The sequence below is a fragment of the Puia dinghuensis genome, from assembly GCF_014642875.1.
Taxonomy (GTDB): domain Bacteria; phylum Bacteroidota; class Bacteroidia; order Chitinophagales; family Chitinophagaceae; genus Puia; species Puia dinghuensis.
On sequence record NZ_BMJC01000009.1, the window covers coordinates 20,510 to 45,003 of the forward strand.

The window sequence follows — 24,494 nt, forward strand, 5'->3', positions numbered from 1 at the left end:
ACGCTGGGTTAATATAGTAGTACGGCGGCGGACAGGAGGATAAGGAGAAATTCCCTGTTGCGGGTAGCCAGGAAGATGCGGATGGTGTTGAGCCCGGCGACGATGTGCCATTTGACGGCCGATGGGCTAAGGCCGGTTCTTTCAGCGATTTCCTTGTTAGATAGTCCTTCGATGCGGCTCATCCGCATTACCTGTTGCTGTTTTTTTGGCATCGAATCGATGACCTTGAGGATGGCGTCCCAGGTCTCCTTATAGTCCATGGCCAGTCCGGGGGAGTTGTTCGTTTCGACCAGGTCGTCGGGTAGGGCTGCATTGGTGTCCAGGACCTTTTTCCGCATGGCGGAGATCACATGGTTCTTGCCGGCTACGAAAACGTAGTTCATGAAGTTGTCGACTTCGGCTAGCAGCGCTCTTTTTTGCCAGATCTTCAGGAAGATGTCCTGGGTGAATTCCTGGGCGGTGACGGTGCTTTTGGTAAGGGTGAGAATATTATAATAAACGGGCCACCAATATATGTCCACCAATTGCTTGAAAGACTTCTCATCTCCCCGGGCTACGCTAAGCAGTAATTCATGTTCGGCTGATGCATCCAAATGCATAGGTTTACTTTGGCCGGTTGAAGATAAGGATTAATGGAGAGGATGCGAGGGGTGGGGTAGATAATCGATTGATTTATTCTTCGTTGTCTTTTTCTTCGTCCTGGATTTGTTCGGCTTCCATGTCGAGTGTTTGGCCGATGAGGGATACGGCCTGGTCTGGCGGGAGTTCCTGGACTTTTCGGAGTTGCCTTTCGATGGCCCTGGTTCGGACGCCAGCCTTGTCGATGCTGTTGGTGGCTTCCATCAGTTTCTTTTTAGTCTTTTCCAGGACCACGTTGAAGTTGGAGAATTCCGTCTTGACCGCGCCAAGGATCTCCCAGACTTCGCTGGACCGTTTTTCGATCGCCAGTGTCCGGAAGCCCATTTGCAGACTATTGAGGAAGGCCACCAGATTCGTAGGGCCGACCACGGTGACTTTGAAGTCCCTGCGCAGGGTCTCGAACAGTCCCGCCCGGCGTAAAATCTCGGCATAGAGACCTTCCGTGGGAACGAACATGATGGCAAAATCGGTGGTGATGGGCGGGTTGATGTATTTTTCCCGAATTTCCTTAGCACATTTCCGGACGGCGTTTTCGAATTGGCTGCTGGTATTGTCCACGAATTTGGGGTCGAGGTTTGCAATATTCTCGTAGGCTTCCATCAGCCGTTGGTAGTCTTCGTTTGGAAACTTGGAGTCGATGGGCAAGAGCAGGGAATGGTTGTCGTCATTGCGGCCCGGCAGCTTGATGGCGTATTCCACTCTTTCCTGGCTACCGGGTTTTACTGCCACATTTTTATCGTACTGGTCGGGGGAGAATATCTCTTCGAGGATGGCGCCCAGCTGAATTTCCCCCAGGTTGCCTCTTGTCTTTACATTGGTGAGCACTTTTTTCAGGTCGCCTACGCCGGAGGCTAGTGTTTGCATTTCGCCCAGGCCCTTGTGTACTTGTTCGAGCCGATCGCTGATGAGCTTGAAGGAATCGTTGAAGCGTTTCTCCACGGTCGATTGCAGTTTTTCATCCACCGTGCTTCGCATTTCATCCAGCTTTTTTACGTTCTCTTCTTGTAAGGAGCGGAGTCTGGTTTCCACGGTCTCCCGAATCTTTTCCAGCTTGCTCTCTGTTCTTTCTTCAAAGAATCTTAGGGAAGCCGCCAGTTCGGTCCTGCTGTCCAGTGACGCCTTGTTCATGTCGTTGCGGGAGTCTCTTGACATCCGCTGGCTTTCCTCCCGGTTTCGGGCGAATTCCTCGCGGAGTAGGGCACCTATCTTGTTCAATTCAGCGCTGAATGCCGACAGCTGGATGTGGAGGGTTTCAGCGCCGCGGTTATCGGATCTCCTGGTTAAGACGAGGATCACGACAAGGAGCGTGAGCAGGATACTTGCGATCAAAAGGATGTTCGTTAGCGGCATACGGCCTGTTTTGCGTGATGGATGGCTGCAATTGACGCTTTTTTTCGGAACTTTAGAACAGATTTGTTTTAAGCATAAAATCTTAAACAATGGAAAAGCTCTTTCTTTTCAAGTCGAAGTCTTTGCTTCTGCTATTGGCGGTGAGCCTGACCTTCGCTTCTTCAAAGGCCCAGCTTCCCTCTATGCCCGGTGCAGTCGAGCCGAAAGCAAGCAGTTTGCTACAGCAGTTTGCAGGCCAGCTGAAGCCAAGCTCTTTTTTCAGCAGCTGGGCCAGCGGAGGCAAGGCCAAATGGCTGAGCACGGCCAGTAAAGCAAAAGATGCCGTCAGTATGGCGCAAAGCGTCTCTTTGCTGTCCACCTTTATCAAGCCCGGAATGGCGAATCAAGGTTTCAGCCTGAACAGCATTAGCCAGGGCGCCAGTGCGGTGAAGTCCTATTCGGAAGCCAGCGGACTTTTGAAGAACCTGGCGAACGGGCTGAAGCCGGAGGCTTTTCTGAGCAGCTGGCAGAGTAAAAAGCCTGCTTTCATGAGTGCGCTGGATATGTTGAAGTAGCCGGGGCGGCCAATCGGCGCATCAATATTATTAAATATTTACTTTTTATTTATATTGTGTAGCTAAATGTTTACTTATATACATTCGCCGCAGCTTAGAATCATTTTTATCCTGTCGTTAGTTGATTAAATTTAATAAAGTTGCTTAGTATCAAGGAATTAAAGGATGGTGATGAATATTGCTTCAGACAAGTATTTGACCAATACCATCAAAAGCTTTATTTCTTCATTCTAAGCAAAACAAAATCCGAATATATAGCAGAAGAAGTAGTACAGATGGCATTTACCAAGCTTTGGCAATACCGCCAAACCTTGCAGGAAGAATACACTATTTCCACACAGCTGTTCAGGATCGCCACTACAGTACTTATTGATTTTTTGCGGAAGTATAATAACAAAGATGCGGTAACTGCTGGTCTTGACGGGCTGGCTGTTGAAAAAGGGATTGACAGTACAAATGAAAAAATGAGCGGCGCCGAATTACAAAAGAGGATATCGGAAGCCGTTAATGATATGCCCCCTGTAAGAAAGCAGGTATTTGAGATGAGCCGCGAGCATGGTATGTCATACAGAGAAATTGCTGAAACCTTGTGTGTTTCTTCCAAAACGGTAGAAACACATATTTACAAGGCGCTGAAGCAGATAAAAAAGCATATAATTTGATAACAAAGGAAATCATAACAAATTTTTTTGAAGGCAAATGCGACGCCGGGGAAGTTGCTATTGTGCAGGCATGGCTCGCTGAAAACCCGGCTAAATTGAAAGAATACATAGGAGCGGAAGAATGGGAGGACTTTCAGCCCGATCGTGTTTTAGCGCCCGATATATCCGATAAATTATGGAATAACATCGATAAAAATACTGCTTCCCCTGCAGTGCATTTTTCTTATTTCAGATGGATGGCAGTGGCGGCATCCGTTCTATTGGTTGTAGGCGCGTCCTGGCAGTTTATTTTAAAAAGACAAAAGACGAGTATAATTAGTGCTGCAACGGTTGCGATACCAAGGAATGTTTTCAATAATACTCCTCAAAAAAAGGCGCTTACGCTAAGCGATGGTTCGGCAGTAGAACTATTGCCAAGCAGCACGCTTTCTTATCCCGAAAACTTCACCTCCTTAAAAAGAGATGTAATATTAAATGGTGAAGCAACTTTTAACATAGCTAAAGATGTCGCCAAGCCTTTTTCCGTATATAGCAATTCTGTTTTAATTACTGTTTTAGGCACTCGTTTCACGGTAAACTCTTATGAATCGAACAATGCTACAAAAGTGGTCTTATATGAAGGAAGGGTGATGGTAAAAATCATCGATTCCTCCTCCCAGGACAATAAAAATGAATATTACCTTATTCCCGGAGATGTTTTTATATTTAAGAAATCGGCCCGCATTTTACATCTTGAAAAAGATAAAGATGATGGCTATGTATTCAACAACTACCCTCTTGATGTAGTATTTGACCAATTACAGATTATTTATAATGAAAAAATTGTATATAATAAAGCAGAGTTAGGTAACCGGTCGTTTATTGGAAAAATAGATAAAAAGGATTCGCTTTACCATATACTCCAGAGCATTGCACTACTCAATAACTTCGGTTTACATAAGCAGGGTGACAGTTTTGTTATAAGCAATTAATTTATACTCCCTCCATATTAAGTTAATATTACCAGTAAGGGTACGATTCAGGTAATGCGTATAATAAAGAAATAAAATCTTCACGCCGAAGAATAAGTTTACTTTATGATCAGAAGAATTACCAAAACCAGACGGATCCCGTTGATTGTATTATTGGCCCTCTGCTGCCATATTCAGTTGATTGCCAATGCGCAAAATTTCAATGAAATAAAGGGACAGGTAAATGACGAGAGCGGACAACCTGTTACCTACGCCTCTGTTGTTGCAAGAAACCATAGTTCTGGCACAACCACTACGACACAAACAGATTCTTTGGGAATTTTCACCTATCACAATTTGCCTGCAGGAGGTCCTTATTCATTTGTTGTTTCACATGTGGGTTTTCAAACTCAAACCATATCCGGCTATGACATAAAAGCCGATGCCAACATCTCTTTGTTGATCAAATTAAAAGCAGTAGAGAATGGTTTAAATGAAGTTATTGTTACCGGGCGTGCCGGTGCTTTGAATCGCACCAAACTTCAAACAAGCTATTCAGTTACTAACATTGGTTATAATGCGCTTAGCTTGCAGGGGCCCACGAGTGTTACCGAGACGTTGAAATCAGTCCCAGGTTTCTGGGTTGAAGCGACCGGAGGTGAGGCCAGTGGTAATGTAAGAGCAAGGGGTGTTCCTGTGGATGGCTTCGGATCGATTCAGCTGTTGGAAGACGGAGTTCCTGTACAACATGACCCGGCCTTGGGCTACCTGAATGGAGACCAGGCATTTCGTTTCGACGAGACCATTCAATCTATCGAAGTTGTTCGCGGCGGACCTTCTTCCGTATTTTATTCCAATGCGCCGGCAGGAGCAGTAAACTATATTCCCCGTGCCGTTGGTGATAAAACAGAGGGTATTTTTAAGTTGACCATGGGAGACAATAGCCTTAACAGAGAAGATTTTTGGATAGGAGCTCCTATCGGTGATGGATGGAAATTTGCTGCTGGAGGGTTTTACCGTACAGGGACAGGGGTGCGTAACCCTGGCTACACTGGTAATCATGGCGGGCAGATCAGGGTTTCTCTCGGCAAGAGCTGGGAAAAATCATCCTTGAGTGTTGACTTTAAGCAATTGAATGATGATGTGGTGTTTTACACCGATCTTCCCATGACCTATAACAGCAAAGGGGACATAGTAGGTGTTCATGGTTTTGATGGTAATTACGGAGCGATTGCCGGTGCTGAAACGCAAAGAATAAACATGATCCAGGGGGACAGCAGTCTTTACCATTTTGATAATACGGTTGGTACGTCTGTAAACAGAAGCCAGGTAACCATTAAATTTCAGACTGAACTTGCTGATAATTGGATCTTAAAGAATTCCCTTCGTTACAATAATACCCAAACCCAACGCAATGGTCTATTTGCGCTTAATGTATTAACTGCCGATTCATTTTATAAAGCCCAATCAGGCCTTTTGTCACAAGCTCCGGGTGCAACGCAATTAGGGTTCCAATATGTAACTACAGGCTCCGCCTATAACTCTGCTAATCAAAACGGCAATGGTCTTGTTATTCAAGGTGGATTAAGAGGCATTACGATGCCTATGACAGAAATTACAAACGATCTTCATCTTTCGCATGTTTTTTATACGGGTTCATCAAAACACGATTTTAACTTAGGATACTATTACGCTCACTTCAGTCAAAACTTCAGCAGATATTCCTCCAAGGTATATCTGGACGTTCAAAATAATTCAAGATTGTTGAATATCGTAGGGCTGGATGGCAATGGGAATGTAGTCCATACTTTTTCTAATAATGGAGTATCCCAATATGGATACGAGTGGGCGGATGCCAATGGTGAACAGACAACCAATGCACTTTATGTAAGTGATGAATGGCAGGTAACACCTGCTTTCCGCATCGATGGCGGAGTGCGTTGGGAATATTCGCAGACGGATGGAGTTGTACAACAAGCGAAAGCCGTAAACTTAGGCACTTACGCGACGTCCCAGATAGCGACCGGAAACGGAATATGGCAAGGCTATAACCATCATTTCGACTACACTACCTGGACATTGGGAGCGGATTATCAACTTTCAGGCAATATGGGTCTTTTCGGCCGATATACTTCTGCAGCGCGAATTCCCGGATTTGGCACTTACTATACCAATGTTAACTCGACGGCTGTTACGCAAACGATGCAACTCGGTGAAGTTGGATTCAAATACGCTCGCAGGCTATTCTCTTTATATGGTACAGGGTTCTATACAAGGTATAATAACGTCGGTTTTACAAATACAGTCAGCACTTTGAACGGATTTACCCAGGTAAACGCGTTTGCAAATACAAATACATATGGCCTTGAATTCGAGGGCAGCATATTTCCGATAGAATGGTTCGATGTTTCGGCGACAGCGACATATCAGCATGGAGAATATCAGGGACTTGTTGCTGAGACTGCTTCCGGCGGTACGCTGACGCAAAAATACAATTACAATGGCAATCAGACGATCAGAGTACCGGCTGCCTCTGTTAGAGTTGTTCCGGGATTCAATTTTTTCCGCAACCGTATTCGCATACAATCCCCGATTGAATATGAAGGAAAGCGTTATACAGATGTTGCAAACTCCCAAGTTCTTCCAAGCTATACGAAAGTCGATCTGGATGCTCAGATAAATGTTACCAGAGAAGTTTCGCTCTTTGGGGTTATCGATAATCTTACTAATTCCTTAGGGCTTACAGAAGGTAATCCACGCCAGGGGGAGATCCAGAGTGCAGCAGCAGGTCAATATATATTTCTGGCGCGTCCATTACTTGGAAGAAGTTTTAAAGTTTCTTTAAGATATAAGTTTTAATCATGAAAAACCGCCATGAAGAGTAATGGCTTAATTTGTTTTTTGTTGTTTGCAGCTCCAATTTTGATAGAAAATGCCCATGCGCAAGACACGCAGAGGGCATTTTCTAATAATATACCGTTGAAAACCCTAAAAGGTAAAGTTGAAAGAAAAGATTACCACACTTATATAGAGCGGTCTTTTACTTTACCCGATAGTGTTAAACGGCTTAGGATAGAATTTTCCTATAACGGAAAAGAGCAGCGCACTACGATCGATATCGGGCTTATGGATCCGGCACGTTTCCGGGGATGGAGCGGCGGAGCCAGAAATGATCTTACCATTAGCGCCGAGGATGCCACGCCGGGATATTTAGCCGGTCCGCTTCCTTCCGGGGAATGGAAGCTTTTACTAGGGGTCCCTAACATCCGTGAAGGGATCGTCTCAGAATATGAAGCGCGTATATATATAGAAACCCAAACCGGGGTTACGGAGTTTTCCGATAAGCCGATCCGTGCTGAAGCGGGATGGTACAGGGGAGATCTACATATGCATAGCGGAAACAGCGATGGTAAATGTACCTCGCAGTCGGGCAAGGAAGTTGGCTGCCCTGTTTACAAGATCGTGGAAACTGCGACAGATAAAGGCCTGGATTTTATTACAGTAACAGACCACAATACTATATCCCAGGCTAACGCGCTACGTGAATTGCAGCCGGCATTCGATAAAATATTGCTTGTGCCCGGGCGGGAGATCACTACTTTTTACGGTCATGCGAATATATTCGGGCTAACGGATTTTGTTGATTTTAGAATGACCAACGCATCCTATGCAGCGGCAAAAAATTGGATGAGCGCCGTAAACAATAACGGAGGAATAATATCGATCAATCATCCGGGCGTTCCATCGGGAGAGGCTTGCATGGGATGTGGCTGGCAAATAGAGAATATTCCGGATAAAGTAATAACCGCTGTTGAAGTGTTGAATGGCGGCAGTATGAAATATAGTATCGAAGGCTCGATAGAAGGCTGGGATCAGTGGCATAAAATGCTTAATAGCGGGCAACATGTAACAGCCATCGGAGGCAGTGATGATCACCATGCTGCAACCATTGGAACACCTACTACCATAATTTATATGAAAGAATTGTCGGTGCAGGGGTTGATCGATGGGATCCGGAGCGGAAGAGTTTTTATTGATATTGAAGGGAAAAAAGATCATTTCCTGGACCTGTCTGCTGCTAATGGAGAAAATGAAGCGTGTATGGGGGGAACTTTAAAGGGTGAGCCTTCAGATACTATTAATTTGACAGCCTATGTCAAGGGTGTTTCCGGAGGGAAAATAGAATTTATTATTGACGGGAAATTGAACTCAACATTAGATCGGGAAATATTGTCGAACGACGAAAAAATTCGGGTAAACTGGGAAACGGATGATAATAGGCACTCGATCTATATAAAGGTTCGGGGTAAAGATGGGAGACTTGTTCTTGTAGGGAATCCTATATATGTTGAAGGCAGATAATTAAGACCCCTGCTTTTTTGCGCCGATTACTTTTGAAAGTACTTCTCTACCTGCATCTGCTTCCTTTTTGCCGATGCTGATCTCCAGGATGGAAAGCATTTCCTTAAGCTGAACTTCGGTAATACCGATATTCTGCCCGATAGTCATATGCCCCTGCAGCTGGGATTCGACACCGCCAAGACTAACCAAGGCGGAAATCGTCGTCAGTTCACGCTCTTGATAACTCAGTACGCCCCGGCTGAAGATATCCGCAAAAAGGTGTTCCTTTAAGAACGTATCAATTACGGGAACAAATTCTGCATAGCCTGTTTTAGGTCCATTTTCGGGGTGTCCAATCAGCTTCGCTAGATTGTTTTTCCCCGTCTCATACTTATTCGGATCGCTGTTGACCGGAGATGGCTGTACTCCTATGGGATCGTTGATCCCTTTTGCCTTTCTTTCGTTTAATGCTGAAATAAATGTGTTTATTGCGTTAAGGCTTCGCGGGAAGCCGCAATAGGCATAAAGCTGCACCAGTATTTCCTTGATCTCATTAATGGTAAGACCGGCATTTAATCCGTTGTTCAGTGCTCCATTGAGGTTTTGCAAATCCCCCTTAGCAGTAAAAGCAGCAATAGAAACGATGCTCCTTTGCCTGGCATTTAAAGATGCTCTGCCACTCATGGCATTCTGCGCTGTCGGTCCCGCATATTCCTCGTCTGTCACTTTTTTAAGCCAAACGGCTGGACCTTTGGCGGCGTCCGGACCGATGGCGATGTGGGTCATGCTGGTATCGGCTGAGGCACCATGCCAGTGTACGACGTTAGGTGAGCAGGTAATTACATCGCCTTTACGGATGATTCGCCTGGGTTTGCCCTCTTCCTGATAGTAGCCGGTGCCTTCTATAACGATTAATATCTGTCCACCGGGGTGGGAATGCCAGTTCGTTCTTGCTCCGGGTTCAAAGCTCACGCATCCGACTGTACAATTGACGCCGTTTTGGGGCCCGGTGATCCTATTGACCCACACGGAACCCGTAAAGTTCGGGCTATTTATTTTTTCTCCTTTTGTGTAGAGGGCTCCCGAATCCCCTTGACTTTGTGCGCTTGCATCCATTACAAAGAGTGAAGAGATGATGACAAGAATGATCTTGCTATAATTTATTTTCATTCGACCGGTTATTTTTTACCCTGCCTGGCGCGTCGGACGAAACAGGATCTCATTAATATCCACGTCTTCCGGCTGGCTCATCGCAAATACAACTGCTCGTGCAAATGAATCGGCGGGAATCGCATTGTCGTCATAAAACTTTTTAATCCCCGCGGCAACATCCGGCTCGGTCGCACTGTTGGGTAGTTCTGTGGCAACCGCGCCCGGTGAAATAACCGTCGTGCGGATATTGTAGGGCTTCACTTCCTGACGTAATCCTTCTGAGATGGCCCGGACGGCGTACTTGGTAGCGGAATAAACGGCTCCCCCAGGGTTTACTTTATGTCCTGCAACGGAGGAGACGTTGATGATCTGTCCGGATCTTTGCGTCTTCATATATGGAAGTGCGGCGGCTATTCCGTATAGCACCCCTTTAATGTTTACGTCGATCATCTGGTTCCAGTCGTCGATCTTTAAGCGCTCCAGTGGGGAATGCGGCATCAGGCCTGCGTTGTTGACCATTACATCCACCCGACCGTATTTTTCCACTGCCGAATCCACCAGTTTTTTCACCTGTGCAACGTCGGTCACATCCGTGGTCAGAGCTAGTGCCTTGCCGCCATTTTTGTTTAGTTGATCGGCTAATGCCTGGATACGCTCTGCCCGGCGGGCGCCAAGCACAACTGTTGCTCCTTCAGCGGACAGCATCCGCGCGGTCGCTTCACCAAGTCCGCTGCTGGCACCTGTAATGACTACAACTTTTCCTTCTATATTCTTCATGATCTGTGCTTTTGGTGAAACCATTATTTGATTCAAAGGTACTTACCAAAGAATTCTTTTAATTTTTTTACGGCGGGCTCTACATCTTGTGGCTTGTCATACATATCGACATGGGTCGCCCCTGGTATGTCGTAGAGCTCTTTAGGTTCTTTGGCTCTCGCGTAGGCTTCATCACTAAAATAATGAGAATCGGCGATGCTTCCTGCAATAAGTAACAGCGGGCGGGGACTAATCAGCTCTACATGGTCTAAAGCCGTAAAATTGAAAAGTTTGGAAAGGCTCGTAAATACATATCCCGTCGCTTCATTGGGGTGGTATCCTCTCGGAGTACCATAATAATCGGCTATTTCGCGATACATGGTAGGGGTCTTGCTGGGATCGGAACCGCCACCGGAACTGAAAGAAACTATTTTTACGGGTTCGCCTTTTGCTTCTTTTGTGCGTTGTACGGCTACTTCATCCATCTGTTGTTGTAGTTGAGGTGTCAACATGCCGCCGAGGCCTTCCCTGCGTAGCTGTCCCAGATCGACCATGCTGATAGTGGCTACCGCTTTTAGTCTATGTTCTGTTTGGGCTGCATTGATGGCGTAACCCCCGCCTGCGCAAATGCCAAGCACGCCGATCCTGTTCGGGTCCACGGATGAGTGTATGCTTAAATAATCTGTTGCTGCACGAAAGTCCTCGACTCTTATTGCGGGGTCCTCTAAAAACCGGGGTTCTCCGCCGCTTTCTCCCTGGTAGGAGGCATCGAAGGCTAAGGTGATATAGCCCAATTCAGCGAGTTTCCGCGCATATAAGCCGGCTGTTTGTTCCTTTACTCCGCCGGCGGGATGCCCCACGATAACGGCTGGATATTTCTTGCTTGTGTCAAACCCGACAGGGTAAAATAGATCCCCTGCTATAGTAACATTGCTTTTCGGGAAGATCGTGTTTGGAAAGGAGACCTTTTCCATCCTGACTTCATTTTTGTTATTCATGATCTTGGGATTTGTAGCTTGTGCGCTTATGCTGCTTGCATATCCAAGCAGAGAAATAATCATTGTAAGGACGATTAATTTCATTTTTTGCATGTCATTCGGTTTTACTGGTGCAAAGGTCTTGACAATCTGGCTGCGATTTGGTATATAGAACACGGGATTGTCTACCAAATCCACTGGTTGGGGTGACTCCTTGAGGGGAATTATTAACAATAAGGTAAATTTGAATAACAAATTCCCGTCCTCAAATGGATAGCGTTTTAAAAATTAATACGGTCAGCGAATACAACGCCTTCAACAAACAGAAGACGTTACATCCGCTTGTAAGTGTGATTGACCTTTCGCAGGCGGATCCGAGATCGCCGCGACGTATGAGCTACGGCTTCTATACAGTGTTTTTGAAGAAGATAGTATGCGGTGATCTTCGATATGGGCTCAAGAATTACGATTACCAGGAGGGTACGCTGATCTTTCTGGCGCCTGGCCAGTTGATCGGGGAAAACATTGAAGGGGTGACTTACCAGCCCCAGGGTTGGGCATTGGTTTTCCATCCGGATCTGATCCATGGAACTTCACTCGGACGCCACATCGATGATTATAGTTTTTTTTCCTATGATGTACATGAGGCACTTCATATATCCGAGGAGGAACGGCAGATCGTTTTGGATTGTTTTTCAAAGATTGAATATGAATTGAAGCAGCGGATCGATAAACACAGTAAGAAGCTGATCACGGCAAACATCGAACTGTTCCTGAATTATTGTATTCGTTTTTATGACCGCCAATTCATTACCCGGGATAATGTCAATAAAGGGATCATCCAGAAGTTTGAAGATTTGCTAAACGACTATTTTCGATCGGATAAACCTCAGACATTGGGCCTTCCTAATGTCGGGTATTGCGCTGAACAGCTGAATCTTTCCACTAATTATTTCGGGGACATGATCAAGAAAGAAACAGGGAAAACTGCGTTGGAATATATCCAGGGAAAGGTCATGGATCTTGCAAAAGAGAAGATATTCGACCCTGATAAAACGGTGAATGAGATTGCCTATGAATTAGGATTCAAGTATCCTCAGCATTTTAGTCGTCTATTTAAGCAACGTGTGGGGTATACGCCTAATGAATATCGGTTGATGAATTGAAGCAGCTGCTTATAAAGGCAAATGTAACAACACACCCCCCTACAGACTTATTTCATATCCTTTTAGAGACTTGTGGAGTCGCTATTCGCCTATAGAATATATTGGTCTGTCGGGCCTAGCTGCCCCATCTAACTCTCAATCAACCATTTAGGAGTAGTAATTTTATTGATATAAGTCTTTCATTTTCAGTATATTTGCACGGAAACCTAATAATAGCCCGCACGGAATCCTGGAAATAGTCCGCACGGAAACCTAATAATAGCCCGCGTGGAATCCTAGAAATAGCCCGGTGGGTATAAAACTTTTGACATGCCGACACCGAGTGAAAAGCTGGCTGATGCGCTGGAAGAATTGCATGGATTGCAGGAAAAAGACTTGGTGGCTATAAAGTCAACCGAAATAAGCCGGGTAAACCGGGAATTGCTGGTGAAAACCGGTTATCTGAAAGAAGTATCCAAGGGCTGGTATACTCCAAGCCGACCGGATGAAAGGCCGGGCGATAGCACGTCGTGGTATAGTTCCTACTGGGAATTCTGCGGCCGTTTCCTTGAAGAAAAGTACGGCAAGGATTGGATTGTTTCCCCGGAACAGTCAGTCCAATTACACGCCGGTAATTGGACCGTACCGAAACAATTGCTGATCCGTTCTTTGGAAGGGTCCAATTACAATATGCCGCTGCCCCACGATACTTCTCTGTTTGTCATGAAGGCCGCTCTTCCACCTGCAGAGACCGTTGAAGTCATGCGGGGAATACGATGCTATACCTTAGCCGGTTCATTAATCTTTTGCTCACCCAATACTTTCTCACTAAACCCTATAGACGCCAGGACGGCCCTCGCTATGATCCGGGATTCCTCAGAGGTGTTGCATGTATTATTAGCGAAAGGACATACTACCTATGCCGGCAGATTGGCTGGTGCATTTCGCAATATTGGGCGCGATCGGATCGCACAAGAGATCATGGATGCTATGTCAGCGGCAGGGTATGATGTACGGGAAGAAGACCCCTTCGATACTAAATTAAATGTTCAGTTGCCTCTCCGTGAAAGGTCTCCGTATGTCAACCGTCTGCGCTTAATGTGGCATCAAATGAGAGATGTTGTTATTCCTCATTTTCCTCCCGCACCGGGCCTGCCTGCCGATAAGGAGGCTTATCTCCAAACCATGGACAATTTGTATGTAAATGATGCCTATCATTCTTTGTCCATCGAACGATACCGGGTAAGCAGAGAGCTGATCGAACGAGTACGCAGCGGGGATTGGGATCATCATAAATATGAAGAAGACAAAAGAGAACGAAATGCTATGGCGGCAAGGGGATACTGGCAGGCCTTTCAGCAGGTAAGGGAAAGTGTACAAAAAATCTTATCCGGAGATAACGCAGGACGCGTGGCGGACGAAGATCATGGGAAATGGTACCGGCAGCTCTTTGAACCGAGTGTTATTGCCGGCATCCTGAAACCGGAAGACCTGGCTGGTTATCGAACGCACCAGGTTTATATTGGTGGATCCAAGCACGTTCCCATAAACGTAGATGCTTTGCCGGATGTAATGCCTGTGCTCTTTGAACTCCTGGAATCGGAACCGGAGGCTTCTGTTAGGGCTGTGTTGGGACATTTTGTCTTTGTGTTTATTCATCCTTATATGGATGGCAATGGACGGATGGGGCGGTTTTTAATGAATGTCATGCTGGCTTCAGGGGGGTATCCCTGGACGATTATTCCTGTGGAGCGGCGAGAAGAATATATGCAGGCCCTTGAAAAGGCTAGTGTGGGGCAGGATATTGAGCCATTTGCTAGGTTCTTATCATTTTTAGTAGAGGCTGCTATAAAGGGTACCCCAGTGATTAAGGTTTGAATGGAAAGAGGGGCTTTACCGTTTTTCTGGCGATACTTCAGCAGCCAGACCAGGATCGAAAAGCTTTGCTTCGTAGGTATACAATTCAATTTTTTTTAACCGAATGGGTTGTTTCGAAGCTCTTTTCCCAGGGAGAAATCCGGCTTGGTCGAACCGTTGAAACCCGCATTGGTAGCGGGCTTCAGGACTATTCGGTTGTCAAAATTCCGGGGGGTGGGTTGATAACCGAATTGCGACCGAATGGATGGGCATGATTGATCGCGATTGGACATGCCCGAAAAGCGAAAACCCGCCTCAGCATTGCATCTGAAGCGGGTTTAAAAGATTTGATCTGGTTGTAAGCTCCCCCGGAAGTCGCCCGCGGTGGGTTAGGGAAAAATCTCCAACTGAGGCAATCCCGACAGGACTTTCATAAGTTGCTTTAGAAACACCGTACCACAATTAAGGTTTGTCCTCGATCCAACCTCTGTCCTGGAGAAGGTCAAGGATTAGTTTCATATCCTGGGAGCATTCGTTTAATTGGGCTGTGGTTCCCCCATTTGTCTGAAGCTGCTTTAGGTTATTAGCCTTGTCGATCAACAATCGTCCCAAGTCCCAGTTATCCATTACTGCTAATTCGTCAATTGTCATTGGAATAGGTGATAGATTGAAGGTAAGATAGGCCGTAATTCTGGCAAGCGCTAGAGTGAAAACACCCTTTTCTATTGAGCATTTAAAGTCTGATTTACTTTCGCACGAGTTAACTGTTCTTGCTGTACGGTAAAATCGTAAAGAATCTTTGCATATTTGGTTAAAGACCAAATAACCTCTTTGGCTTGTTCATCCGATAAATTTAGACATGAGAGCTCCCTTAGCTTTTCTGGCGTAAGCGGCTCACGTTTGGGATTGTTTAATTTGATTTTCTTCTCTGCAGACATTGGTTTGAGTTAAAAAATAACGGATCAGAAGAGGATTCGAACCCCTTATTAGTTGGAAACTAGCCTATTAATGAACGACTGCGAAGGATGCGAAAAAAGGTTGGAAAAGTTCGAACACAAGAACGCCCTCAAATATAACAACTTGAGGGCGTCTAGCGAATTTATGCGGACCGGACGGGACTCGAACCCGCGACCTCCGCCGTGACAGGGCGGCATTCTAACCAACTGAACTACCGATCCAACCGCCGATTCGAGAGGGTTCCTGTGGGGAGAGCCCCTTCGTTTTTCGGGATGGCAAAGATAGGAGAATTTTGATTTTCTCCAACAAAACTTTTGCGGAAATTTTGCATCCCTTAATTTTGGCGGAATTGTTAGAACTTTGAAAATTATGCCTCAAGCTAAAAACCGCCAGTTCCTGGATTTCGAAAGACCGATCAAAGAGTTGTTCGATGAGATCGAGAAGCTGAAACAAACCGCCGAAAAGACGAAGGTGGATCTGAGCGATTCTATCAGGAAACTGGAGGACCAGGTGACCGAAAAGCGCAGGGAGATCACCCAGCATCTGACGCCCTGGCAAAAAGTGCAGTTGAGCCGGCATCCGGACCGTCCCTATACTTTGAAGTACATCGACAAGATGTGTACGAATTTTGTAGAGCTGTTTGGGGACCGCAACGTGAAAGATGACAAAGCCATGGTTGGCGGGTTTGCCCAGCTCGAGGGGCAGACAGTGATGATGATCGGGCAGCAGAAGGGGGCGAATACGAAGATGCGGCAACTGCGGAATTTCGGGATGGCCAACCCCGAGGGTTACCGGAAGGCGCTGCGGCTGATGAAGCTGGCCGAGAAATTCGAGAAACCTATTATCACCCTTATCGATACCCCCGGCGCCTATCCGGGCATGGAAGCCGAAGAAAGAGGACAGGGAGAGGCCATCGCCCGCAACATCTATGAAATGATGCGGCTGAAGGTGCCGGTGATCTGTGTGGTGATCGGCGAAGGCGCTTCGGGCGGAGCCCTGGGCATCGGGGTCGGAGACCGGGTCTTTATGCTGGAGAATTCCTGGTATACCGTTATCTCCCCCGAAAACTGCAGCTCCATCCTCTGGCGCAGCTGGGACCAAAAAGAAAAAGCCGCCGAAGAGTTGCGGCTGACCCCCGACAATATGTATCAATTTGGCCTTATCGACAGCATCGTTCCCGAACCCCTGGGCGGAGCCCACTGGGACTATACCGAGGCTGCGAACCTGCTCAAGCCAAAGCTGGTGGAGACGCTCAAGGAGTTGCACCAGTACAGTTCCGAAGAGCGGATCGCGAAGCGGATCGTGAAGTTCGGCAAGATGGGCTTCTGGAATGAGGTGCCGGCCTAGCCAAACGGCGAAAAAGCACCGCTTAAACCATTCCTGAAGCTTAGAAGGCCGAACCCGGATAGCCGCGACCGGGGCCAGTGAGGGGTATACCCATGGCTGGCGGGATCGGGGTTGTGAATTAATTCAATTATTACCGTTTTAACTTTATAGCAATGTCTCTTGTTCAACAACTCCGGGGAACCGGAGTGGCAATAGTAACGCCGTTTCAATCAGATCTCCACATCGACTATACCGCCCTGGGCAATATTATCGACTTCGTAATAGCCGGGGGCGTCGAATACATCGTAACCATGGGCACCACAGGGGAAACGCCAACCCTGTCCAAAGAAGAGAAGAAAGACATCATCTGGTTTACCTACGATAAAGTGGCCGGCAGAGTGCCGGTGGTAGTTGGGGTCGGCGGTAACAATACGGCCGAGCTCGTGAAGGAACTGGCCTGGTTTCCGCTGGAGAAAGCCGTGGCCGTACTCAGCGCCAGTCCCTATTACAGCAAACCCTCCCAGGAAGGACTCTTCCAGCATTATAAAACGCTTGCAGCGGCTTCCCCCAAGCCCATCCTACTTTACAATGTTCCTGGTCGTACGGGCCGGAATCTCAGTGCGGCGACGACGATCCGGCTGGCAAGGGAGGTTCCGAATATTGCCGGGATCAAGGAAGCCAGCGGGGATATGGGGCAATGTATGGAGATTCTCCGCGACCGGCCCCAGGACTTCCTGGTCGTCAGCGGGGACGATGCCCTGGCCCTGCCCCAGATAGCCTGTGGCATGGATGGGGTGATCAGCGTCGCCGCCAACAGCTTTCCCCGGGCTTTTACGGAGATGGTACGGCTTGCGCTTAGACATCACTTCAAAGAGGCCAAAGCCCTTAACGACAAGCTTATCGCGGGTTATGAGCTGCTCTTTGCCGAGAACAACCCCGCGGGGGTAAAGGCGGCCATGTATGAGCTGAAACTGATCGGCAACTACCTGCGCCTGCCCGTTGTGCCGGTGAGTGAGGGTCTCCAGGCGAAAATTAAGGAATATGTAAAGGGGTAGGCTTAGGGGCCTCCAATGAGCTGACGGAGGCGGCTCGTCCGAAGGACAGACATTAGCGCTTTGCGGGGAATGCCCTATTTTTCATGAATGGGCATTTCCCGCACATTATATCTTATAGGTGACGCCTTCCATGGCCAATTCGGTGTTGGGGAAGGTGTCCCTGGCCTCCTGTTCGAAGACCTGCAGTTTCTCATATTTAGAGCTGAAATGACCAATGAGCAGCCGCTGTACCCCCGCAATGCAGGCGATCCTGGCGGCCTGTTCGGTGGTGCTGTGGAAGCGCTTGCCTGCCTGTTCCCCCAGGTCTTTCAGGTAGGTGGTTTCGTGATAGAGCAGGTCGACTCCCCGCACCTGTTCGGCTATCCGCTCGTCGTAGAGGGTGTCGGCGGCATAGGCATAGGACTTGGCTTTTGGCGCCGGATCCGTGACCGAAAGGTTGTCCACCAGCACCCCATCCTTTCTGAGATAGTTCTCGCCCCATTTGAGCCGGTCGAAAAACGAGGCAGGAACCTCATTTTGCCGCGCTTTTTCGGGGTTGACCCGGCGGAGCGGCCGGACCTCCCGGAAGCAGAAACCCCAGCATTCGATGCGATGATAGACGGGGAAACAGCTTACTTCGAACCTGGCCTCACGGAGGATGACGCCTTCGGCAGTAAGGTGATGAAAGTGGAGGGGATAGGCAAGTTCGATGTCCGCGACCTTCAATTGCAGGCCGATGATGTCTTGTAAAGGCGGGGGGGCATAGATGTGCAATTCCTGGGTGCGGCCGAGCAGCCCCATGCTGGTGAGCAGGCCGATGAGCCCGAAGTAGTGGTCGCCATGGAGATGGGAGATGAAGATGTAATTGATCTTGCTGCGGCGGATCTTGTATTTGGCCATCTGCATCTGCGTACCTTCGCCACAATCCACGAGGAAGATCTGATCTTCCATCGTGACCACCTGCGCCGTGGGGTGACGGTCAAAAGCAGGGAGAGCGGAGTTATTACCTAGAATGGTGACGGCCAACATAAAAGCGAATATAAGTAACGCCTACTAAAAGCCGGGGATTGTACTCAAAATATTTGGGAGGGGGAAATGGGTAGTCTGTCCGCAGGCAGGCTTCGGTGGTAAATAGGTCCGGGAATTGGCCGGCGTCACTGAACTTACAGAACCATCGACTGTTATGTTTCGTAGATAATCCGGGGGCAGCGGCATTGCTGATAAAGTAGCTGACTTTCTGTCTGTTGTCTTACTTAGGGGATGTCAAGCCTTCAGGAGTCTGCAGTTTGCCGGCGGGAGGCAGGCTACAGGTCGGGTCCGTTGAGCAGTTCGCGCTCTATTTCTTCCAGATGGATGATATCCCAGGCTTCGCTCTCGGTGGGGGTGACGTTCATGAGTTCTAAAAGCCCATTGTCTTCCAGGCTTTTCTCGACGCCGGGTGTGAGTTCGCAAATGACAAAGGAGGCGCTGTCGTCGTAGAACCGTTGTTGTACCCCAACGAGACACTCCGCAGCAGCGTCGTCGACCTTCGTGATGTCTTTTAAGATGAGAACCACGTTTTTAACTTCTTTTTGCAGGAAAGGTAGTAAACACTGCTCCAGCTCTTCTGTCATATTAGCAGCAAGAACGGCTTCAAGGATAGTAATGGCATGAAATTTTTCTCTGGTATCAATTTTGACTTGCATATACACTAATGGTTATTAACGGCCGTTAATAAAGAGGCGGAAACAGAAGTCAAAAATATTCGTTATTATTGTATAAAGCTCAACAACTTAAAAATGGATAATAATTTTTCAGCCCAGGTAAAGGAGATCATATCGTTCAGCAGGGAGGAGGCTTTGCGACTGGGGAACGATTTTATCGGTACGGAGCACTTATTGCTGGGTTTGATCCGTGAGGGCGACAATACGGCTGTCCGCATATTGAAGAGTTTCAATGTGGACCTGTATGAGTTGCGGAAGGAGGTGGAGATGGCAGTTAAGGATAAAACCGGCAAAAATATCGCCAATATCAATAGTCTGCCGCTGACCAAGCAGGCGGAGAAAGTGATACGCGTTACTGTTCTGGAAGCCAAAGCCCTGAAAAGTCCTACTGTAGAGACTGAACACCTGATGCTCTCAATCCTGAAGAACAAAGAAAACATTGCTACTCAAATTTTAAATCAATTCGACGTGGACTACGATCTATTCAGAAACGAATTGGGCGTTGTGAAAAGCAATGACGTTCGTAGTGAATACGCAGAGGAGAATGATGACGATTTCGACGAGGAGAAGAAGTATTCGCAGCAAAAAGCGCGTTCTGCCGGGAATGCCAAGAGCAAGACTCCGGTACTCGATAATTTTGGCCGGGACATCACCCGCCTTGCAGAAATGGGGGCTCTCGATCCCATTGTCGGCCGGGAAGAAGAGATTGAAAGGGTTTCCCAGATACTTTCCCGCCGTAAAAAGAACAACCCTATCCTGATCGGTGAACCCGGTGTAGGTAAGACCGCGATAGTGGAAGGCCTGGCCCTCCGGATCGTACAGCGTAAGGTGTCGCGGGTATTGTTCGACAAAAGGGTGATCTCCCTTGACCTTGCCGCCTTGGTTGCCGGTACCAAGTATCGGGGTCAGTTTGAGGAAAGGATGAAGGCGATCATGAACGAACTGGAGAAGAACCGGGACGTAATCCTCTTCATCGATGAGATCCATACCATCGTCGGCGCGGGTGGCGCAAGCGGCAGTCTCGACGCTTCGAACATATTCAAGCCTGCACTTGCACGTGGTGAACTCCAATGCATTGGGGCTTCGACGCTGGACGAGTATAGAATGTACATTGAAAAAGACGGCGCCCTTGACCGCCGGTTCCAGAAGGTGATGGTCGATCCCCCCAGTGTGGAAGAAACCATCCAGATATTGAACAACATCAAATCGAAATACGAGGATTATCATAACGTCACCTATTCCGATGATGCCATCGATGCGTGTGTGAAACTGAGCGACCGGTATATGACGGATCGCCTGCTGCCGGATAAGGCTATCGACGTACTCGACGAGGTCGGCGCACGGGTGCACCTGAAAAACATCAATGTTCCGCAGAATATTGTCGACCTGGAGAAGAAGATCGAAGACGTGAAGAATGAGAAGAACAAAGTGGTGAAGAGCCAGAAGTTCGAAGAAGCGGCTTCGTTGCGCGACACCGAGAAACGCCTGCAGGAAGACCTGGAAAAGGCTAAGGCCGAATGGGAAGAAGAAAGCAAGCACAAACGTTATCCCATCGACGAAGAAAATATTGCCGAAGTGGTGAGCATGATGACCGGTATCCCCGTCAAACGGATGGTACAGGCCGAGACCGAGAAGCTGAGGAATATGGCTGTCGACATGGCTGGCATGGTAGTTGGTCAGGATGACGCTATCACAAAGGTGGTGAAAGCCATCCAGCGTAACAGGGTTGGGTTGAAAGACCCCAAGAAACCGATCGGCACATTTATCTTCCTCGGACCCACCGGGGTTGGTAAGACCGAATTGGCCCGTGCGCTGGCCCGGTATATGTTCGACACGGAAGATTCCCTCATCCGGATAGACATGAGCGAATACATGGAAAAATTCACGGTGAGCCGCCTGATCGGTGCGCCTCCGGGATATGTCGGATATGAAGAAGGCGGGCAGCTGACGGAACGAGTTCGCCGGAAGCCCTACTCGGTGATCCTGCTGGATGAGATCGAAAAGGCTCACCCGGATATCTACAATATCCTGCTGCAGGTGCTGGATGACGGTCAGTTGACGGATGGCCTTGGCCGCAAGGTCGACTTCAAGAATACGCTGATCATCATGACCTCCAATATCGGGGTACGCCAGCTGAAAGACTTTGGCGACGGCGTCGGTTTTGCAACGGCTGCACGGACACAGAATGTGGATGAGAACAACAAGGCCGTGATCGAGAAAGCGTTGAAACGGACCTTTAGCCCTGAGTTCCTGAACCGGATAGATGATGTCGTTATCTTCAATTCGCTGAACAAGGAGCATATCTTCCAGATAATCGATATCCTGATGAAGGGTGTCCTGAAACGGCTGACCAACCTCGGCTTTACGCTCGAGCTGACAGACGATGCCAAGAGCTTCCTCGCGGACAAGGGATATGACCAGCAGTTTGGGGCGAGGCCGCTACACCGGGCTATCCAGAAGTACCTGGAAGATCCCCTGGCAGAAGAGATACTGAACATGAATATCAAGAATGGGGATATCCTGATCGCCGATCTGGACAAGGAACATTCGAAGATCAAATTTTCGTTGAAGGAGAAAGCGAAAGAAAAATCGGAGGCGTAAACGTTATTCGAATAAAAAAAGGCCGCACCTTTGGTGCGGCTTTTTTATGTTATGAAGAAGATCATTATTACCATCGACGGCTGGTCGTCATGTGGCAAGAGTACGCTGGCCAAGCAACTGGCCAGGGAGCTGCACTATGTGTATATCGACAGCGGCGCCATGTACCGGGCCATTACGCTTTATTTTCTCCGGCATCATATCGACTGGACTATTCCGGCCGCGGTTCATGAGGCCTTGCAACATATCAAGCTTGAATTTATAACCAACCACAAGAATGGACAGACGGAGATGTGGTTGAATGGGGAGAACGTCGAATATGTGATCCGCGACCTGGTGATCGCCGAGAAAGTGAGCGAGGTGGCGGCCGTAAAGGAGGTGCGGGAATATGCGGTGGCCAAGCAGCAGGAGATGGGCAGGAAAAAGGGGATCGTAATGGATGGCAGGGATATCGGGACAGTGGTTTTCCCTCACGCCGAATTGAAGATCTTCATGACGGCAGATGAAAAAGTGCGGGTACAAAGACGGTACAAGGAGCTGTATGAGAAGAACCCGAACATTACCCTCGAAGAAGTGAAGCAGAACCTGGAACACCGGGATTATATCGATTCACATCGGGCCATAAGTCCGTTGCGGCAGGCGGAGGATGCGTTGGTGCTGGATAATTCGCATCTGACGATGAAGCAGCAGCTGGAGATTGCGGAGGGGTGGGTGAAGGAGGCCATAGTGAAAGCTGAATAACTTTCTATATTTGCCCCGCATGCAAACTTCCGACAAAGAAGGTCTTTTAATAGACAAAATGATCCGGGGTAGCCATGAGGCTTTCGAAGAGCTTTATTTTATATATGTCAAGGCCATTCGAGCCAATATTGCCAAAATGATCAGGCAGCCCGAGGACATCAACGACGTCATGCAGGAAGTATTCGTCAAGCTCTGGCAGCATAAGGACAGGCTCGATAGGACGAAAGGCGTCGCGGACTGGCTGTATGTAGTCAGTTTCAATCAATCCATCCAATTTTTACGAAAAAAACTGCGGACCGAAGGAGCTTATTCGTCCACCATAGACCTGTCGGTGATCGGCGATGAGCTGCCTACGGATGATGTCCTGGAGACGAGATTGCCGCTTATACAAGAAGCTATCGAGAAGCTGCCGGAACGAAAGAGGCTTGCTTTCCGGCAATGCCGCATCGAAGGGAACTCTCTCGATGAGGTCGCTGCCGCCATGGGCATCACCAAGGAAGCCGTGAAAGGGTATCTGAAAGACGCCAAAAATTTTATTCTTGCCTATGTCCATGAGAATGAGCGGAGTTCGTCTCTTCTGCCATTGCTCCTGGTCTTCTTCCTACGCTAGATGCGGCTGTTAACCTTTTCTTAATACAGCGCGAAGCCCCCTTTTCTTCATTACCCGATATTTACTTACGAACCAGCAAATGACAGAGCTCGAACGATTATTAAATGGCTATTGGGATGGCACATTGACTGCCACGGAGCGGCAACGGCTTTTCGAGCTGCTCGGCGAGCATGCCATGGAAGCCAATGGCGAAAGCTATCGCGACTATATCGGGCTATTGCAACAGGGATCAGCGGAGGAGAACAGGCAGGACGCTGATTTTCAGGAACAATGGCAGGAGCTGAGGGCCAGGTTAGGAATGCAGGAGCCGATAGCGCTGTATCCTCGCCGGCGTTGGTACCGGTGGGGCTATGCCGCGGCAACTGTGCTGGTGATCGTCGCAGGGTGGTGTTGGATCAGGAGCTCGGGGGATAAAAAAGAGCCTGTACCAACCCTCCTGGCGCAGGAGGTTGTCTATGCCAATTCGCATAGTTATTTGCTGGACTCTGTTCTTCCTGATGGTAGCGCGGTGAGACTTTACCCGGGGGCAACGCTGCGGTTTGCAACGAATTTCAATAGCGCCGGCAGAGATATCCGGATGGACGGAAGGATACTGTTTACCGTAAAAAATGATCCGGCCAAGCCGTTTACGGTATATGCGAAGGGATTTTCGACTACCGTTCTGGGCACGGCATTCGAAGTCAATACGGATAAGGCGGAACTGTTCAGGGTTAAGCTTATAACGGGAAAAGTGGTTGTGAAAAGCACAGAAGGGAAATTGAATCCGATGACGGATGTGTATTTGGTACAGGGAGAAATGTTAACCTACGACCTGCAGAAGAAGAAGCCGCTGATCGACAATGGTAATCTGAAACAGCCGGATAGAATTGTAAAGAAACAACGCCCGGCGGCGGCTGCCGAACTATCCTTTAGCGATATTCCGCTGTCGATATTGTTCAAACAATTGGAAAGCGAGTATGGGATCATTATCCAGTGTGACGTGCCATCGATCGGTGATAAGCTCTATACAGGAGCTTTCCGGAAAACGGATGATCCGAAGAATATCCTGAAACAGGTGATCAAACCCTATCATCTAAACCTACGGGTAGACGCAAATTTGTTTATTATAGAACAGCCTTAGGCGAATTTTTTTTCCAAAATCA

21 protein-coding genes and 1 tRNA gene are annotated in these 24,494 nt (G+C 48.0%); 13 read left to right on the forward strand and 9 right to left on the reverse strand.

Annotation, left to right across the window (positions count from 1 at the left end; genetic code table 11):
• Window positions 1–8: 8 nt before the first annotated feature.
• Together IEY39_RS28805 and IEY39_RS28810 are read right to left on the reverse strand one after the other, a co-directional pair.
• On the reverse strand, window positions 9–593 hold the full coding sequence (locus tag IEY39_RS28805; protein ID WP_188938148.1) for an RNA polymerase sigma factor: 585 nt from the start codon (window positions 591–593) through the stop codon (window positions 9–11).
• Between the two features lie 79 nt (window positions 594–672).
• Entirely contained in the window at window positions 673–1,989 is a 1,317-nt protein-coding gene (locus tag IEY39_RS28810) for a DNA recombination protein RmuC (RefSeq protein WP_188938149.1), read from the reverse strand.
• Between the two features lie 89 nt (window positions 1,990–2,078).
• Between IEY39_RS28810 and IEY39_RS28815 the strand changes: the two genes are divergently transcribed.
• From IEY39_RS28815 to IEY39_RS28835, 5 genes are all read left to right on the forward strand, one after another.
• Window positions 2,079–2,543, forward strand: coding sequence for a hypothetical protein (locus IEY39_RS28815; protein WP_188938150.1), 465 nt, complete (start codon window positions 2,079–2,081; stop codon window positions 2,541–2,543).
• A 140-nt stretch (window positions 2,544–2,683) separates the two neighbouring features.
• Window positions 2,684–3,205 carry an RNA polymerase sigma-70 factor gene (locus tag IEY39_RS28820; RefSeq protein ID WP_188938152.1) on the forward strand — a complete coding sequence of 174 codons (522 nt, stop codon included), beginning with the start codon at window positions 2,684–2,686 and terminating at the stop codon, window positions 3,203–3,205.
• Window positions 3,202–4,176: a FecR domain-containing protein gene (locus IEY39_RS28825; protein WP_188938153.1), complete on the forward strand. Its 975-nt coding sequence runs from the start codon at window positions 3,202–3,204 to the stop codon at window positions 4,174–4,176. Before IEY39_RS28820 ends, IEY39_RS28825 begins: the two co-directional genes overlap by 4 nt.
• A 105-nt stretch (window positions 4,177–4,281) precedes the next feature.
• The gene (locus tag IEY39_RS28830) at window positions 4,282–7,014 is read left to right on the forward strand and encodes a TonB-dependent receptor (protein ID WP_188938155.1); all 2,733 of its coding nucleotides are present in this window, start codon (window positions 4,282–4,284) and stop codon (window positions 7,012–7,014) included.
• 15 nt (window positions 7,015–7,029) lie between these two features.
• Window positions 7,030–8,517 carry a CehA/McbA family metallohydrolase gene (locus tag IEY39_RS28835; RefSeq protein WP_188938156.1) on the forward strand — a complete coding sequence of 496 codons (1,488 nt, stop codon included), beginning with the start codon at window positions 7,030–7,032 and terminating at the stop codon, window positions 8,515–8,517.
• Here the strand turns inward: IEY39_RS28835 and IEY39_RS28840 are convergent, their stop codons facing one another.
• The 3 genes from IEY39_RS28840 to IEY39_RS28850 are packed head-to-tail and all read right to left on the reverse strand — an operon-like array spanning window position 8,518 to window position 11,495.
• A complete protein-coding gene (locus IEY39_RS28840; RefSeq protein WP_188938158.1) occupies window positions 8,518–9,666 on the reverse strand; it encodes a cupin domain-containing carboxymuconolactone decarboxylase family protein in 1,149 nt (382 codons plus the stop codon). It abuts the gene before it with no gap.
• A gap of 15 nt (window positions 9,667–9,681) precedes the next feature.
• On the reverse strand, window positions 9,682–10,425 hold the full coding sequence (locus IEY39_RS28845) for an SDR family oxidoreductase (protein ID WP_229689141.1): 744 nt from the start codon (window positions 10,423–10,425) through the stop codon (window positions 9,682–9,684).
• Window positions 10,426–10,457: 32 nt separating this feature from the next.
• Window positions 10,458–11,495, reverse strand: coding sequence for an alpha/beta hydrolase (locus IEY39_RS28850; RefSeq protein WP_188938159.1), 1,038 nt, complete (start codon window positions 11,493–11,495; stop codon window positions 10,458–10,460).
• Window positions 11,496–11,650: 155 nt separating this feature from the next.
• On the opposite strand from IEY39_RS28850, the gene IEY39_RS28855 reads away from it, so the two are divergent.
• The gene (locus tag IEY39_RS28855; RefSeq protein ID WP_188938161.1) at window positions 11,651–12,547 is read left to right on the forward strand and encodes a helix-turn-helix domain-containing protein; all 897 of its coding nucleotides are present in this window, start codon (window positions 11,651–11,653) and stop codon (window positions 12,545–12,547) included.
• A 309-nt stretch (window positions 12,548–12,856) separates the two neighbouring features.
• Window positions 12,857–14,404, forward strand: a complete 1,548-nt coding sequence (locus tag IEY39_RS28860) for a Fic family protein (protein WP_188938162.1) — start codon at window positions 12,857–12,859, stop codon at window positions 14,402–14,404.
• Window positions 14,405–15,105: 701 nt separating this feature from the next.
• On the opposite strand, the gene IEY39_RS28865 is transcribed toward IEY39_RS28860, so the two are convergent.
• A complete protein-coding gene (locus IEY39_RS28865; protein WP_188938164.1) occupies window positions 15,106–15,321 on the reverse strand; it encodes a hypothetical protein in 216 nt (71 codons plus the stop codon).
• Between the two features lie 166 nt (window positions 15,322–15,487).
• Window positions 15,488–15,561 (reverse strand) — tRNA-Asp (locus tag IEY39_RS28870).
• A gap of 148 nt (window positions 15,562–15,709) precedes the next feature.
• Between IEY39_RS28870 and IEY39_RS28875 the strand changes: the two genes are divergently transcribed.
• Together IEY39_RS28875 and dapA are read left to right on the forward strand one after the other, a co-directional pair.
• Window positions 15,710–16,687 carry an acetyl-CoA carboxylase carboxyltransferase subunit alpha gene (locus IEY39_RS28875; RefSeq protein ID WP_188938165.1) on the forward strand — a complete coding sequence of 326 codons (978 nt, stop codon included), beginning with the start codon at window positions 15,710–15,712 and terminating at the stop codon, window positions 16,685–16,687.
• Window positions 16,688–16,839: 152 nt separating this feature from the next.
• On the forward strand, window positions 16,840–17,721 hold the full coding sequence (gene dapA, locus IEY39_RS28880; protein ID WP_188938166.1) for a 4-hydroxy-tetrahydrodipicolinate synthase: 882 nt from the start codon (window positions 16,840–16,842) through the stop codon (window positions 17,719–17,721).
• A gap of 105 nt (window positions 17,722–17,826) precedes the next feature.
• Here dapA and IEY39_RS28885 read toward each other — a convergent pair whose 3' ends face one another.
• Both IEY39_RS28885 and IEY39_RS28890 read right to left on the reverse strand, forming a co-directional pair.
• Window positions 17,827–18,729: a ribonuclease Z gene (locus tag IEY39_RS28885; RefSeq protein ID WP_188938167.1), complete on the reverse strand. Its 903-nt coding sequence runs from the start codon at window positions 18,727–18,729 to the stop codon at window positions 17,827–17,829.
• 275 nt (window positions 18,730–19,004) lie between these two features.
• Window positions 19,005–19,385 carry an STAS domain-containing protein gene (locus tag IEY39_RS28890; protein ID WP_188938168.1) on the reverse strand — a complete coding sequence of 127 codons (381 nt, stop codon included), beginning with the start codon at window positions 19,383–19,385 and terminating at the stop codon, window positions 19,005–19,007.
• Between the two features lie 93 nt (window positions 19,386–19,478).
• On the opposite strand from IEY39_RS28890, the gene IEY39_RS28895 reads away from it, so the two are divergent.
• The 4 genes from IEY39_RS28895 (at window position 19,479) to IEY39_RS28910 (ending at window position 24,472) form a co-directional block, all read left to right on the forward strand.
• Complete coding sequence (locus tag IEY39_RS28895) at window positions 19,479–22,004, forward strand: ATP-dependent Clp protease ATP-binding subunit (protein ID WP_188938169.1); 2,526 nt, start codon at window positions 19,479–19,481, stop codon at window positions 22,002–22,004.
• Window positions 22,005–22,055: 51 nt separating this feature from the next.
• Window positions 22,056–22,742, forward strand: coding sequence for a (d)CMP kinase (gene cmk, locus IEY39_RS28900; RefSeq protein WP_188938170.1), 687 nt, complete (start codon window positions 22,056–22,058; stop codon window positions 22,740–22,742).
• A 19-nt stretch (window positions 22,743–22,761) separates the two neighbouring features.
• The gene (locus IEY39_RS28905; RefSeq protein WP_188938172.1) at window positions 22,762–23,352 is read left to right on the forward strand and encodes an RNA polymerase sigma factor; all 591 of its coding nucleotides are present in this window, start codon (window positions 22,762–22,764) and stop codon (window positions 23,350–23,352) included.
• Between the two features lie 79 nt (window positions 23,353–23,431).
• Complete coding sequence (locus IEY39_RS28910; protein ID WP_188938173.1) at window positions 23,432–24,472, forward strand: FecR domain-containing protein; 1,041 nt, start codon at window positions 23,432–23,434, stop codon at window positions 24,470–24,472.
• Window positions 24,473–24,494: the final 22 nt, after the last annotated feature.

Bases quoted from the DNA above. Each gene is read 5' to 3' on its own strand.
- IEY39_RS28810 (WP_188938149.1), bottom strand. From the start codon at position 1,989: ATGCCGCTAACGAACATCCTTTTGATCGCAAGTATCCTGCTCACGCTC.
- IEY39_RS28815 (WP_188938150.1), top strand. From the start codon at position 2,079: ATGGAAAAGCTCTTTCTTTTCAAGTCGAAGTCTTTGCTTCTGCTATTG.
- IEY39_RS28830 (WP_188938155.1), top strand. From the start codon at position 4,282: ATGATCAGAAGAATTACCAAAACCAGACGGATCCCGTTGATTGTATTA.
- IEY39_RS28835 (WP_188938156.1), top strand. From the start codon at position 7,030: ATGAAGAGTAATGGCTTAATTTGTTTTTTGTTGTTTGCAGCTCCAATT.
- IEY39_RS28840 (WP_188938158.1), bottom strand. From the start codon at position 9,666: ATGAAAATAAATTATAGCAAGATCATTCTTGTCATCATCTCTTCACTC.
- IEY39_RS28845 (WP_229689141.1), bottom strand. From the start codon at position 10,425: ATGAAGAATATAGAAGGAAAAGTTGTAGTCATTACAGGTGCCAGCAGC.
- IEY39_RS28850 (WP_188938159.1), bottom strand. From the start codon at position 11,495: ATGCAAAAAATGAAATTAATCGTCCTTACAATGATTATTTCTCTGCTT.
- IEY39_RS28855 (WP_188938161.1), top strand. From the start codon at position 11,651: ATGGATAGCGTTTTAAAAATTAATACGGTCAGCGAATACAACGCCTTC.
- IEY39_RS28860 (WP_188938162.1), top strand. From the start codon at position 12,857: ATGCCGACACCGAGTGAAAAGCTGGCTGATGCGCTGGAAGAATTGCAT.
- IEY39_RS28865 (WP_188938164.1), bottom strand. From the start codon at position 15,321: ATGTCTGCAGAGAAGAAAATCAAATTAAACAATCCCAAACGTGAGCCG.
- IEY39_RS28875 (WP_188938165.1), top strand. From the start codon at position 15,710: ATGCCTCAAGCTAAAAACCGCCAGTTCCTGGATTTCGAAAGACCGATC.
- dapA (WP_188938166.1), top strand. From the start codon at position 16,840: ATGTCTCTTGTTCAACAACTCCGGGGAACCGGAGTGGCAATAGTAACG.
- IEY39_RS28885 (WP_188938167.1), bottom strand. From the start codon at position 18,729: ATGTTGGCCGTCACCATTCTAGGTAATAACTCCGCTCTCCCTGCTTTT.
- IEY39_RS28890 (WP_188938168.1), bottom strand. From the start codon at position 19,385: ATGCAAGTCAAAATTGATACCAGAGAAAAATTTCATGCCATTACTATC.
- IEY39_RS28895 (WP_188938169.1), top strand. From the start codon at position 19,479: ATGGATAATAATTTTTCAGCCCAGGTAAAGGAGATCATATCGTTCAGC.
- cmk (WP_188938170.1), top strand. From the start codon at position 22,056: ATGAAGAAGATCATTATTACCATCGACGGCTGGTCGTCATGTGGCAAG.
- IEY39_RS28905 (WP_188938172.1), top strand. From the start codon at position 22,762: ATGCAAACTTCCGACAAAGAAGGTCTTTTAATAGACAAAATGATCCGG.
- IEY39_RS28910 (WP_188938173.1), top strand. From the start codon at position 23,432: ATGACAGAGCTCGAACGATTATTAAATGGCTATTGGGATGGCACATTG.